Source organism: Wolbachia endosymbiont of Chironomus riparius, from assembly GCF_918315375.1.
This window is the reverse complement of record NZ_OU906733.1, coordinates 132,363-145,045: the sequence shown is the minus strand read 5'-3', so window position 1 is coordinate 145,045 and position 12,683 is coordinate 132,363. Positions and strand designations below refer to the sequence as shown.

10 protein-coding genes and 1 tRNA gene are annotated in these 12,683 nt (G+C 32.0%); 7 read left to right on the top strand and 4 right to left on the bottom strand.

The window, feature by feature from the left end; all coding sequences use genetic code 11:
• Nucleotides 1–69: 69 nt before the first annotated feature.
• Both ligA and guaB read right to left on the bottom strand, forming a co-directional pair.
• Nucleotides 70–2,064 carry an NAD-dependent DNA ligase LigA gene (gene ligA / locus NL275_RS00720; protein WP_253300098.1) on the bottom strand — a complete coding sequence of 665 codons (1,995 nt, stop codon included), beginning with the start codon at nt 2,062–2,064 and terminating at the stop codon, nt 70–72.
• 21 nt (nt 2,065–2,085) lie between these two features.
• On the bottom strand, nt 2,086–3,573 hold the full coding sequence (guaB, locus tag NL275_RS00715; RefSeq protein ID WP_253300097.1) for an IMP dehydrogenase: 1,488 nt from the start codon (nt 3,571–3,573) through the stop codon (nt 2,086–2,088).
• Between the two features lie 130 nt (nt 3,574–3,703).
• Here guaB and NL275_RS00710 point away from each other — a divergent pair, with 130 nt between their 5' ends.
• Nucleotides 3,704–4,867, top strand: a complete 1,164-nt coding sequence (locus NL275_RS00710) for a multidrug effflux MFS transporter (RefSeq protein ID WP_253300096.1) — start codon at nt 3,704–3,706, stop codon at nt 4,865–4,867.
• Nucleotides 4,868–4,915: 48 nt separating this feature from the next.
• On the opposite strand, the gene NL275_RS00705 is transcribed toward NL275_RS00710, so the two are convergent.
• Nucleotides 4,916–5,854, bottom strand: a complete 939-nt coding sequence (locus NL275_RS00705) for a hypothetical protein (RefSeq protein WP_253300095.1) — start codon at nt 5,852–5,854, stop codon at nt 4,916–4,918.
• Nucleotides 5,821–6,630: a hypothetical protein gene (locus NL275_RS00700; protein ID WP_253300094.1), complete on the bottom strand. Its 810-nt coding sequence runs from the start codon at nt 6,628–6,630 to the stop codon at nt 5,821–5,823. The genes NL275_RS00705 and NL275_RS00700 overlap by 34 nt, the downstream gene beginning before the upstream one ends.
• A 143-nt stretch (nt 6,631–6,773) precedes the next feature.
• On the opposite strand from NL275_RS00700, the gene NL275_RS00695 reads away from it, so the two are divergent.
• The 6 genes from NL275_RS00695 (at nt 6,774) to NL275_RS00670 (ending at nt 12,620) form a co-directional block, all read left to right on the top strand.
• Nucleotides 6,774–6,968 carry a hypothetical protein gene (locus tag NL275_RS00695; protein ID WP_253300093.1) on the top strand — a complete coding sequence of 65 codons (195 nt, stop codon included), beginning with the start codon at nt 6,774–6,776 and terminating at the stop codon, nt 6,966–6,968.
• A gap of 68 nt (nt 6,969–7,036) precedes the next feature.
• Entirely contained in the window at nt 7,037–8,068 is a 1,032-nt protein-coding gene (hflK, locus tag NL275_RS00690; protein ID WP_253300092.1) for an FtsH protease activity modulator HflK, read from the top strand.
• Nucleotides 8,069–8,070: 2 nt separating this feature from the next.
• Entirely contained in the window at nt 8,071–8,937 is an 867-nt protein-coding gene (gene hflC, locus NL275_RS00685; protein ID WP_253300091.1) for a protease modulator HflC, read from the top strand.
• A 3-nt stretch (nt 8,938–8,940) separates the two neighbouring features.
• Nucleotides 8,941–10,398 carry a DegQ family serine endoprotease gene (locus tag NL275_RS00680; RefSeq protein WP_253300090.1) on the top strand — a complete coding sequence of 486 codons (1,458 nt, stop codon included), beginning with the start codon at nt 8,941–8,943 and terminating at the stop codon, nt 10,396–10,398.
• Nucleotides 10,399–10,576: 178 nt separating this feature from the next.
• A tRNA-Glu gene (locus NL275_RS00675) sits at nt 10,577–10,648 on the top strand.
• Between the two features lie 187 nt (nt 10,649–10,835).
• On the top strand, nt 10,836–12,620 hold the full coding sequence (locus NL275_RS00670; RefSeq protein ID WP_253300089.1) for a hypothetical protein: 1,785 nt from the start codon (nt 10,836–10,838) through the stop codon (nt 12,618–12,620).
• The last annotated feature ends 63 nt before the right edge of the window (nt 12,621–12,683 follow it).

Here is a 12,683-nt window from a genome sequence, read left to right as displayed (position 1 = left end):
ATCTTATTAAAAAAAACTACTTTAGTAATAACTTTATCTTGCATTTTACATCTTCTTAAGTTGAATCATTTATATTTGATATGAATTTTCTATCATTTCATACCACTGTTTTTCATTTAAAATCTTTATATCTAATTCCAAGGCTTTTTTGTATTTTGAACCTGGCTTTTCTCCTGCAATTAGATAGTCAGTGTTAGCAGAGAGACTTGAGCCTACTATTGCTCCTAGAGATCTAGCTTTAGCTTTAGCTTCATTTCTACTAATAGTTAATGAGCCAGTAAATACTATTACTTTGTTGCTAAAAATAGAATGGTTGTTTACGTTGATGGAAAGAATTTGTAAGTGGGGAGTAAGGTTGTTTAATACTTCAATGTTACGTTCGTCAGAAAAGAATTGTTTCAAACACTTTGCCATTTCTTTTCCTATAAAGTCTATTTTTAATATTTCAGAAAAAGTTTCTTCGCTATAAGTAAGCTTCATCATAAACGAGTACCAATTCTCATAAGAGATATAACAATCTGCAAGTAATTTTGATATAACTTGACCTATCGATTTAATTCCCAAGGAAAATATAAACCTATCTAGGGGTATTGTTTTTCTGATTTGTATAGATTTCAATAAATTGGTTATTGATTTTTCACCCCAACCTTCTTTTTCTCCTAGATTAAAATCTTTTAATCTTTCTTTCAGTGTGAAAATATCAGGAATTTGCTTTATTAAACCAAGGTTATAGAAAAATTCTATTTGCTTTTCTCCAAATCCATCAATATCGAATGCATCTTTTGATATAAAATGTTTCAATTTTCCTATGATTTGAGCCTTGCAGACAAATTCTCCAGAACATCTTGCTACGGCTTCTTTTTTTTGTACTTTGCTACCACATTCAGGACATGTTTTAGGAAACATAAATTCAGCTGAATTTGCAGAACGAAAACTCTTATCTACTTCTACAATTTGAGGAATTACATCACCCGCTCTTTTTACAGTTACAATGTCTCCTTCTCTTATATCTTTACGTTTAATTTCATCTTGATTATGAAGACTTGCTCTACTAACCAGCACTCCACCTATATTGATTGGAATTAACTCAGCGACTGGAGTTAATGCTCCCGCTCTACTAACTTGTATGAATATTTTTTTTAATTTTGTTTTTGCACAAACAGCAGGAAATTTATGTGCAAGGGCTGAACGTGGTGCTTTATGAGTATTTCCCAGGCGATCTTGTAATATTAAGTCATTTATTTTGTAAACTATACCATCAATATCATAACCTAAAACATATCGACATTCGTATATTTTATTGTAAAACTCTAACATTCCATTTAAGTCATTCACTACACGGTGGTAATCATTTACACAAAAACCAAGAGATTTTAAATCATTTAGTACTTGATACTGACTTTTTGCTGTCCCGCCTATTAAAGAGTAAGAAAAGTATTTCAGAGGTCTATTTGCTGTAATATTTGCATTCAACTGTTTCAGAGATCCTGCAGCAAGATTACGTGGATTGGCAAATTCGTTTTGTATATTGAATTTTGCAAAATCTTCGTTAGAAATATATATTTCTCCCCTTACTTCCAGCATGCCTTTCGTATTATGAAGAAACTTAGGAAAGTTTTTTATAGTTGCAACATTGTGAGTTACATCTTCACCTACGTAACCATCACCACGAGTTGCTGCTTTAATAAAAATTCCATTCTCATAAATTGCAGAGAATGATAACCCATCTATCTTAGGCTCACAAATTATTTCGAGTGTATCAATATTTAAAAATCTTTTTACTTTGGATAAGAATCTTTCTACATCCTGCTCATTATAAGCATTATCAAGAGAAAGCATAGGCTCTGTATGTTCTATTTTAGCAAATCTATCATCTGGTGCAGCACCAATACTTTCTTGTACATCACCAAAATCAGATGCGATTTTAATTGCTTTTTTTTTTAGCTCATCGTACTCAGCATCAGTAATTTCTGGTTTGTTTTTCTGATGATATAGTATATTGTGGTGTTTGATTTGTGCTTGTAAACTAGCAAGTTCTTGTGATATTTTTTTCGAATTACTCATCACATAACGTTTATATTACACTTACTCAGAATCAGCAGATAGGTGAGATCCTTGGTAGGCATAGTTTGGAGCTTCTTGAGTAATTGTTACGTCATGAGCATGACTCTCTCTTAGCCCTGATGCAGTCATGCCAACGAATTTACAATTTTTCTTCATTTCTTCTATGTTTTTATTACCAGTATATCCCATAGCAGACTTCAAGCCACCGATTAATTGATGTATTACTTCTGAAGCTGGACCTTTAAATGGAACTCTCCCTTCTACACCTTCTGGAACTAACTTAAGTTTTGCATTTTTATCTTGAAAATAACGACCAGCAGAACCTTTTTTCATTGCGCTAATAGATCCCATTCCCCGGTAGCTTTTATACACTCTACCTTTATAAATTATATTCTCTCCTGGGCTTTCATCAGTACCAGCAAAGATAGAACCTATCATTACAGAATCTGCACCAACTGCTATAGCTTTTGCAATATCTCCTGAGTATTTTATACCTCCATCTGCAATTAGTCTAACATTTCTTGCTCTACATATTTCTGCAATATTTTTAATTGCGGAAAACTGTGGTACACCGACACCTGTAACTATTCTTGTGGTACATATTGAACCAGGACCTATACCAACTTTCACTGCATCAACACCTGCATCAATTAATGCTTCAGCTGCTTCTTTTGTTGCAATATTTCCTCCAATTATCTGTACATCAGGGTGTATTTTTCTTATTTCTTTGATAGTGTTGATGACGCCTGCAGAATGACCGTGAGCAGTATCTATAATAACTACATCAACTTCTTCACTAATCAGCGCCTCACACCTTTCTATGCCATCTTCCTTGCCAATACCAATCGCAGCAGCAACTCTTAGTCGGCCTTTACCGTCTTTACATGAATTTGGATACTGATTATATTTTTCAATATCTTTGACTGTAATTAAACCTATGCAATGAAATTTTTCATCTACAACTAAAAGTCTTTCTATTCTATGTTTATGCAATAATTTCCTTGCAGATATGTTATTTACTTCATTTTCCTGTACTGTAACTAACTTATCTTTAGTCATAATTTCAAAAACTTTTTTATTCAAGTTTTCAATAAATCTCACATCCCGATTTGTTAAAATTCCAACCAATTTTTTTTGATCAACTACAGGAATTCCGGAATAGTTATATTCCCTCATCAATGAGATTGCCTCTGTAACTGTTTTATTTGGAGAGATTGTTATTGGATTAGATACAATCCAACTTTCATATTTTTTTACTTTTCTGACTTCTGCAACTTGTTCATCTATTGATAAATTTTTATGTATACAACCGATTCCTCCATGTTGAGCAATAGCTATTGCAAGTCTAGATTCAGTTACAGTATCCATTGCAGAAGATAATAGTGGTATATTTAATTCTATACTATTTGTTAAATAAGTTTTCGTATCTGTATTACTGGGCAATATATCAGAATACGCAGGTAACAAAAGTATATCGTCAAATGAGTAGCAAATTTCAACCTTTTCCATTGCTAAAGTTTAATGCTAACTAATCAAAATGCAATATTAGTTTTTCTTGACTTTATGTATTAAAAACTGGAGCTTATTTACTCGTGTGGTTTCTTTATAAATTTTTATGTTCTTACCTTCTATATTAATCATGTTTATAATAGCTAGCTATATTACAACAGATATATCTGTTCCTAGCTTTCCTAATATAGCACATTACTTCGGTGTTTCTGATGGAATGGTTCAATTAACTATTGCTTTTAATCTTCTAGGCTTCTGCGTTGGTGTATTGCTTTTTGGACCTCTATCAGAATCTTATGGTAGAAGAAAAGCTATGATTATAGGTAATTCATTGTTGCTAATGGGTTCTGTTAGTTGTGCTTTTACATCATCAATTTACTGGCTTTTAGCCTCATGTTTCATACAAGGTTTCGGAGCAAGTGCATCTGCGGTTGTATTTGCTGTAATAGCAGATGTTTATCATGGAAACAAAGCAATAAAATTTATCGGTATAATAAACGCAGTTACGACAATTGTATTGGCTGCAGCACCTGTTTCAGGAAGTCTGATTAATGAAATTATAGGGTGGCGTGGAAATTATGGAACTCTTGCAATAATTTGCTTGATTTCTTGGATTTTATTGTTTTTTGCGTTACCAGAAACTAAAAAAAATCGGGAAATATTAAATTTCAGAAAGGTAATAAAAGACTATAAAAGGCTGTTTTTAAACACAAAGTTTTTAGGGTCATCTTTAGTTATAAGCCTATTCTGTTCTGCATATATGTCATTCATTACTTGTGCACCGTTTTTATATACAGAAACTTTAGGTTTGCCTAATGTTATATATGCTCTACATCAAGGAGTCATAATTGCTTCTTACTCTCTAGTTGCTTTATTTTCTGGGAAAATTTCTGAAAAGCTTGGCTCTAGACGCTGTGTGATAACCGGTACTGCTATAACAGTTATTGGATCATTGCTTATTACTTTAGTAAGCATAATAACACCAAATTTTTCTTATTCTATAACACTATCTATGGTTATAATGTCTGTTGGTTTTGCAATTTGTCAGGGCGTAATTTTCAATGCGGCAATTAATATCTTTTCTGAAATCAAAGGCACGGCTTCTTCGGCAATTGGATTTATCAGATCATTTCTAATGTCTGTTTTTATTGCCTTAACTAGTTATATTTATAATGGTCATGCAATGAGTATGTCGCTTTTTATTTTATTTATAATAACATTGCAGTTTATAATGACTGTGTTTTTATTACGATCTTCTGAATATTGTATTAAAATGAAGAAAGAGTGTTACTAAGTAGTAACACTCTTTTTAAGCAGTTAAAAAATCTTATTTATCAACAATCTAGAGCTGTTTTCCGATTTGTTGACATGCAGTATTTTCTACGTTTAGAAGTGACTCAATACTCGTAAGTGACTTTACTTTTTTAAGTTTTGATAAGACTTCTTGTGGATTATTTCCTAAGGTGTATGCCTTAATTATAGATCCAGTAGATGCTCTGCGTAAAGGCAATGTTGAGCTTTTACTGTTATGATTATGATAACTGAAAGGCTTAGGTGTATTATTGTAAGATGTTTCACTATCAGAAGCAGTTGCAAAGCTATCAATAGAGCTTATACTAATACAATCACTTTTGTTGTTCACATCAAGTGAAGAGTTTTTTACAAGGTTTTGTACACCTGAAGTTACTGGCATTACTGGTGAAGGAATTGGTGTAAGTTGAGTAGGTCCATTCAATCCATCAGCAAAATTGCTAGTAAAAGTTCTAGGTGGTTTTGGTGGAGCAAATGCTTTAAGCTGAGGTCTATCTACTAAGTTAACTGTATTTCCTCTTCTAAGAGCATTAGGAGTAATAGTTGCTGATTTGCCTGGAATAGATATATATTCAATGTCACAAGCTTCAGATGTTTTTTGTGATTTTGTGTCCTTAGTGAAAAATCTAAAAAATTTATTAGATTTGTGCTTTTCAGGATTTAACAACTCTGCTCTACTACCATCAGTGCTATAGCCACTAGAAGAGCTTACTGAACTACCATCTGATATATCAGATAGCTGATAATGTCTTCTGTTGTTATCAGGAGTTTTTGCTGCTTTATTCAGTTTCTCTAGAGTTTTAGGCAGATTGTAATTTAAATTACAATCTACTTTACATTTTGAAACGATTTCCTTGATTCCATCATAATGTTCAGAAAAGATGTCATACAGCGGATTATTTGTGTCTTTTAATAATTTCTTTAAATCTTTAGTGCTTAGCTCTGTAATATAGTTTTTCTGCTTAACCAAATGAGTGAAGTATGTAACTGACAGATCATAAATTGGTTCATTTCTGAGGGATTCAATTTTGAATCTAGCAATGATTCCATTTCCTTTAATATATTTTTTATTGAATCGGTCTTACCAATTTGGTTGAATTGAGTGACTATATTGTTATATTTGTTTGTTTTTTCTTCTGTAATATGGGTGGAATTGTTAATAGTTTGAAATTTTTCTACAAAACTTGGAAGACTAGTAACATTTTGTTGCTTTAAATCATGTGAATTACTCATCTTTCTACCAGAATTGTGCATTTTTTTTCCTAATGTCATAAGATTATTACCAATTCCTGTTTTTGCATTGCTTAAACCTTCGTTTACCTTGTCCTTAGAGTACACGGCTCCATCCTTAATTTTTCCTGCAGTGTATTGAAACCCATCAACTGTTTTTTCTGCAACATAGGAAGTACCGTCTTTTACTTTTTTTAGAGCTTTTTCAGTACTTTCTTTTATTTCTACCCTATGTTGATATGCTTTATAAGCAGAGAATAGAGCAACACTGAATAAAGCTACTGCTGCAACTGTAATTCCAATAATTGGCATAAAAGGAGCTAAGTATTGTATTGCAGCGGTAACATAAGGATTAATTATAGAGCTAATTGCAGAACTGATTATTACAATTGGAAGACAAGAAAAATATAAACCCACTATTTTCCTATCTTGTGATCTAATTTTTTTTATTAAATCTTCATAATCATTGAGCTTAGTAGTGGAAGAATTTGAATTTGATTGTTGATTTTGTAACATTTTTAACCCTCAATATTAAAACTAACATATTAGATTGTAAATGCTCGGTTCTTAAATTAGTATTAATTTATTTGTTGATATTTGTTTGGTTCTAAATAATTTTGCTTGATACATTTTTTGACGATATAGAAAATTTATAAAACATGAAAAAAAAAGTTCTTATTTTCTTAATAATCTCAGTAGTGGTTGCTTTGTTTGTTTATGATCATAATAGTTTTTTTCATGAAGATGTTATGCACATTGAAAGTGGTGAGTTTAAAAAAAAACCAGAAATCCCTATAGAATCAACTATATTACATAGAGAAAAGGAGGTGTATGAATATATATTTGGTAACTAAAAGATAATTTATATTTACATTTTTTTGTTGAATAAGTAACATAAACTATTAACCACAAAAAAATAATTATGTTTAACGGACACAATCCTTGGGATCTTGGTAAAAAGCCAAAAGATGATAGGCCTACTGGGGATGAGGATATTTTTAATAAAATTATATATGATTTAAAATGTTTCTTTTCTTTTATAACAAGAAATAACAAAAAAAAACCTTACTTTATTGCTTTGATTGTTTTTTTTATATTTTATCTCTGTACAGGTTTTTATATTGTACATCCAGGTGAAGAAGGTATAGAGCTTACCTTTGGTAAGTACTCCAATACAGAAATGTCTGGTTTACGTTATCATTTTCCCTATCCTGTGGGCAAAGTTTTCAAAGTTAATGTTAAGGAAATAAATCGTGAAGAAATTGGAGTAAGTGGAAGAGATGCGGATCGTGGTGAAGGTGTAATGCTTACCGGGGACGAAAATATAGTAAATGTCAATTTTGAGGTTCAATGGCTTGTTAAAGATTCAAAAGATTACTTATTTAAAGTATATGATTATAAGCGTGGTTTTAGCGTTAAAAATGCTGCTGAAAGTGCTATGCGGGAGATAATTGGTAAAAATACTATTTCTTTTGCATTAGAGGGGCAAGGTAGGTCGGAAATTTCTAGAGATGCAAGAAATTTACTACAACAGATTCTTGATAAGTATCAGATGGGGATAGAAATTTTATCTGTTCAAATGAAAAAAATTGATCCTCCAGAAAAGGTCATTAGTTCATTCAGAGATGTTCAAAGTGCTCGTGCAGATAAGGAACGCACTATAAATGAAGCGTACTCATACAGTAATGACATTATACCTCGAGCAAAGGGTGAAGCGATTAAAATAAAATTGGATGCAGAAGCGTATGAAAATGAAGTAAAAAATGAAGCACAAGGTAATGCAAACAGATTTCTTTCTCTTTATAATGAGTATAAGCAGAATCCTTCCCTTGTGAAAAATAGAATCTACCTTGAAACTATGGAAAACATTTTTAGCAAGGTGGATAAAGTTGTAGTGACTGATGATTTGAAAGGTATGTTTTCTTACTTACCTCTTACAAGCTTGGGGAAATAGTTATGAGCCGTAATATTAAATTTGTTTTTTTTGGTGTTGCTTTATTCATTCTATTATTTAACTCAATATTTGTTGTATATGAAACAAATCAGGCAATAGTTATTCAGTTGGGAAAGGTTGTAAGGGATATTAGAGATAGTGGATTATACTTCAAACTACCATTTATAAATAGTGTAGAGTTTCTCGATAAAAGAGTGTTGGATCTAAGTCCTGATAATACTCCGAGGGAAGTTATTACTGCAGATCAAAAACGTATTATTGTAGATGCTTATGCGAAGTATAAAATAACAAAGCCTATAATTTTTTATCAAGCTGTGAGAAATCAACCAGGATTAACCAGAAGGTTATATCCAATTATAGAAGCACATATAAGGGAAAACATAGGTAGGTTTTCATTGATCAGCTTACTTAATGAGAAGAGATCAGAAGTTATGCAGTTAATTCAGCGTGGAGTTTTCTCTGAAGCTGAAAAGTTTGGTATAGAGATAATAGATGTGAGAATTAAGAGAGCTGATTTGCCAGAGGAAAATAGTTCTGCAATATTTCGTCGTATGCAAACTGAAAGGGAAAAAGAAGCAAAAGAAATTAGAGCGGAAGGAGAACAAGCTGGGCAGGAGGTTAGGTCAAAAGCTGATAAATTAAAAAGGGAAATTATTTCTAGTGCAGCGAAAGAGTCACATGAGATAAGGGGTCGTGGTTATGCTGAAGCTACTAGAATTTATAGTGAAGCATTTAAAATGGATGAAGAATTCTTTTATTTCTATCGTTCTATGAACGCTTATATTAACTCATTCCCAGGAGGTAATACTAAATTTGTACTTTCTCCTAATAATAGTTTTTTGGATATTTTAAATAAAGGATGGAAATAAGTTATGAAAAATAAATTTTTATCTATATTAATATGTTTTTTTATTTCATTTTCTGCTTATAGTAACACTACTAGTTTGCAGGATTATGAAAAAGGTTTTGCCGATTTAGTAGAAAAACTTATTCCAGCAGTTGTCAATATTTCTAGTGAACAAATAGTAAAACAAGAAAGTAACAGCAAAACTATAGTTCCCTCTATTCCTAAAGATGATTTTTTTGATGAATTTAGAAGATTTTTTGATCAATTGGATCAATTCTTTATGAATCAAGCTCCCTACGCTAATAAGGAGGTAATTTCTCTTGGCTCTGGTTTTATTATAGATAAAGAAGGTATTATAGTTACTAATCACCACGTCATAAAAAATGCAAAAGAGATAACAGTTACTACGAATGATGGCTCTTATTTCAAGGCAGAAGTTCTAGGATATGATTCACAAACTGACCTTGCTGTACTTAAGATAAATTCTGATAAACTACTTTCTTATGTTGATTTTGGGGATTCTGATAAAGCAAGAGTTGGTGACTCAGTTATAGCGATAGGCAACCCTTTTGGTTTAGGTAGTTCTGTAAGTAAAGGTATTGTTTCTGCAAGGTCTAGAGATATAAGCATTGGTAGTATGACTGAGTTTATTCAGACTGATGCTGCTATAAATAGAGGAAATTCTGGTGGGCCATTGTTTAATTTTAGTGGAGAAGTTATAGGTATTAACACTGCTATTTATTCTCCATCTGAATCTGGCGGTAATGTTGGTATAGGTTTTTCAATACCTTCTAAGGTAGCTGCTTCGATAATTAATACATTGAAAAGTGGTAAACAAGTAGAGCATGGATGGCTCGGTGTACAAGTACAGCCTATAACAAAAGAATTTGCTGAATCTTTGGGTTTTAAAGATACTAAAGGTGCACTAGTTTCAAGTATAGTAAAAGATAGTCCGGCAGAAAAAGGTGGGATTAAAGTAGGTGATGTACTGCTAGAGTTTGATAATAAAAAAATTGATAAAATGACACAGTTACCTCAAATTGTTTCAAGAACTGAGCCTAACACAAAGGTGCAAATTAAATTACTTAGGAAAGGTAAAGAAGTAAATATTAAAGTTAAAGTAGGAAAGCTTGCAAATGACAGCCAAAATGATGATGGCAATCAAGAAGTTAGTAAATCAAAATCTGATTATGTTACTGGGTTAACTGTTTCAGATTTACCAAATGATTTAAAGGAAAGTAAAAGCGATATACCTAAAAAAGGTGTTGTAGTAACTAGTGTTGATGGAAGAAGTAACGCTGCATTGCGTGGTATAAGAAAAGGAGACATCATTATTCAAATAAATGGAACCGATATAGAAAATAGTAAAGATTTTCAAAAAGCAGTTAACTCAGTAGTAGAGAAAAACGTTAGTGATTCAATAACATTACTTATATATCGTAATGGAAATCAATTTTTTGCTTCAATAAAGTTAAACAAATAATATTTTTTATGTGGTTTAATTCACAGCATTGAAGGTGAAATAGAACATTTTTTTTGCGCTTTTATTAAATTTTCTACTGCAGGGTTTGTAAAATGAGAAATTATTTTTCTATTATGAAATAGTAGAGTTGACTTTTTTCTCTGTATGTAGTTAATATATGCTTACTATAAATTAAATTGACTCTTTCGTCTAGTGGTTAGGACACCACCCTTTCACGGTGGTAACACGGGTTCAAATCCCGTAAGAGTCACAGTTTTATTCTATAATCTTATGTAGCAGAGAAGCATGATTTTTGCTGCTTTTTTAATACTACTTAAAACTCACTCCTTAAAAAATCTCACTGTAAATAAACAATCTATTTAATATAACATTCAATTTTATTGACAAATATTGTTAATTTAGTAATAACATAGTATGTTAATAGTGAGTTTATAAAAATGTCAGATATAAAAGATCACAAGAATAATAAGAACATAAGTAGACTTAATAAAGATGAAAAAAACCATATTTCATCACGGAGAATAGGATATAATGATTCTGATGATGAATCAGATGATAACAACTTAGAAGAAAATCAGCACAGACCAAAAATGCAGGATAATGGTGCTCCACCACCAAAGGGTTGTTTACCATCGTGCAATAATAATTCAGATTTACAAAAGGCAGGTGGTAAAAAAAGTAATACAAATGATGATATGGAAAAGAAAACAAAAGGGGGAGAAAGTGATTCTTTAAATGAAAGCACTACCTCACCGGTTTTGTCTAACGATAATAAAATAAATAAAAATGCAGGTGATCAAAACAATTCCTCAGGTTTTAATACAAAAACTTCACTGTCTAATGGGGTTACAAGTAATGATAATAATGATGATAACAATATTGGTAAAAAAGACTCAAGTGGTAAATCAGATTCGGTTTTACTCAAGTACTCAACAATCGCTGTATTATTAACAGCTTCTAGTTTTGTTTCTGGTGTATTTGCCTTATTAACCTACGGTGTTTTCTCTGGAGTTGTTACTATATCCCTTTCTTTTGCGTTGACTATTTTAGCTGTTTCGGGAGCTGTTTCATTATTGGTAGTAGGTGGATTAGTTGCACTTACTATTCATGAAATTCGTGATAAAGAAAATTCATTCCATGAGACTTATCAAGAAAACGCTTTAGGGCAACAGCAACTGGAAGAACCTTCTGAAGAGTTTATTCATGATAATTTTACGACCGCTGAAGATAAGTTAACACAAGTTCCATCAAATGATAAGATTAGTAAAAATAAATCAACACAAACTTCATTATCAAGTACAAGTGAGGATGCTAAAAACTGTAATGGTAATATCTCCATGCCGGTAGGTGTATCGGGTACAAATTCATCATCTGCAATTTATAGAGGAAATCTACCACCACCTTCAACTACTGGTACAGGTGCTCCACCACCACCACCACCACCTCCACCCCAACCAAATTGGAAACCACTTGTTTCATCTAAAAAAGTTGAAGATCCAAAGAATATACCTAAAAATGAAAGTGGATCACCTGAGAAGAGAGAGAAATTACTTAATGAGATAAAGGAAGGCGTTAAGCTAAGAAAAGTCAATAAAACAGAAACTCCTAATTCTAAAAAAGAAGAAGCTGAGTCTAATTCAACAAGTGGCGGTAAGGGTGGGGGTAATGCTAACACAGGCATTGATTTTAATGAAATGACAGAAAAAAGAAAAAGTTTAAAAAACGTGAGTACATCTTCTCCAGGTAATAGAGATCGATCTGCATCACCGCCATCTGCGACACAAGATAGTCCTACTATACCAAATATGCCACTAACAACAATGAAGAATAGCCCTTTACTAAACAATAATATATCTAGTACTTGTGTTACTCAAGATACATGGGAAACTGATCGAGTAGAAGATTGTGATCAGTCAAATAGCTATGCTCCTGTTACTAATTCTGCTGATAATAATACTAAACGTAATTCTAATGTAAAACCTTCTATACCTCTTAAGCCTGAGAGTTTTAAAAAAAACAATCAAAATGGTAATGCAACAACATTAGGTAATTTTGGTGCTGCATCGAGTAATAATAAAGGTGGTGCGGTAATTGCTGATGATGATGATTTGGAGAAAAACACTTCTTCGAAATCTGTTAAAGAACTTAGAGAAAGGTTTGAGACAAAACAAGCTGTTTCAGCGGAATGTTTAAATAAGCAAAGGCAACCCGGAAACAGATAAAATTTGTGTGCAAAATAGTACATGATACTTTTACAGCAAGGTAGTAGAAAGATAGTGCAATCT

Excerpts from the sequence above, each read along its gene's own strand:
- hflC (WP_253300091.1), top strand. The coding sequence starts at position 8,071 with ATGAGCCGTAATATTAAATTTGTTTTTTTTGGTGTTGCTTTATTCATT.
- NL275_RS00670 (WP_253300089.1), top strand. The coding sequence starts at position 10,836 with ATGTCAGATATAAAAGATCACAAGAATAATAAGAACATAAGTAGACTT.
- guaB (WP_253300097.1), bottom strand. The coding sequence starts at position 3,573 with ATGGAAAAGGTTGAAATTTGCTACTCATTTGACGATATACTTTTGTTA.
- NL275_RS00680 (WP_253300090.1), top strand. The coding sequence starts at position 8,941 with ATGAAAAATAAATTTTTATCTATATTAATATGTTTTTTTATTTCATTT.
- ligA (WP_253300098.1), bottom strand. The coding sequence starts at position 2,064 with ATGAGTAATTCGAAAAAAATATCACAAGAACTTGCTAGTTTACAAGCA.
- NL275_RS00695 (WP_253300093.1), top strand. The coding sequence starts at position 6,774 with ATGAAAAAAAAAGTTCTTATTTTCTTAATAATCTCAGTAGTGGTTGCT.
- NL275_RS00710 (WP_253300096.1), top strand. The coding sequence starts at position 3,704 with ATGTTTATAATAGCTAGCTATATTACAACAGATATATCTGTTCCTAGC.
- NL275_RS00700 (WP_253300094.1), bottom strand. The coding sequence starts at position 6,630 with ATGTTACAAAATCAACAATCAAATTCAAATTCTTCCACTACTAAGCTC.
- hflK (WP_253300092.1), top strand. The coding sequence starts at position 7,037 with ATGTTTAACGGACACAATCCTTGGGATCTTGGTAAAAAGCCAAAAGAT.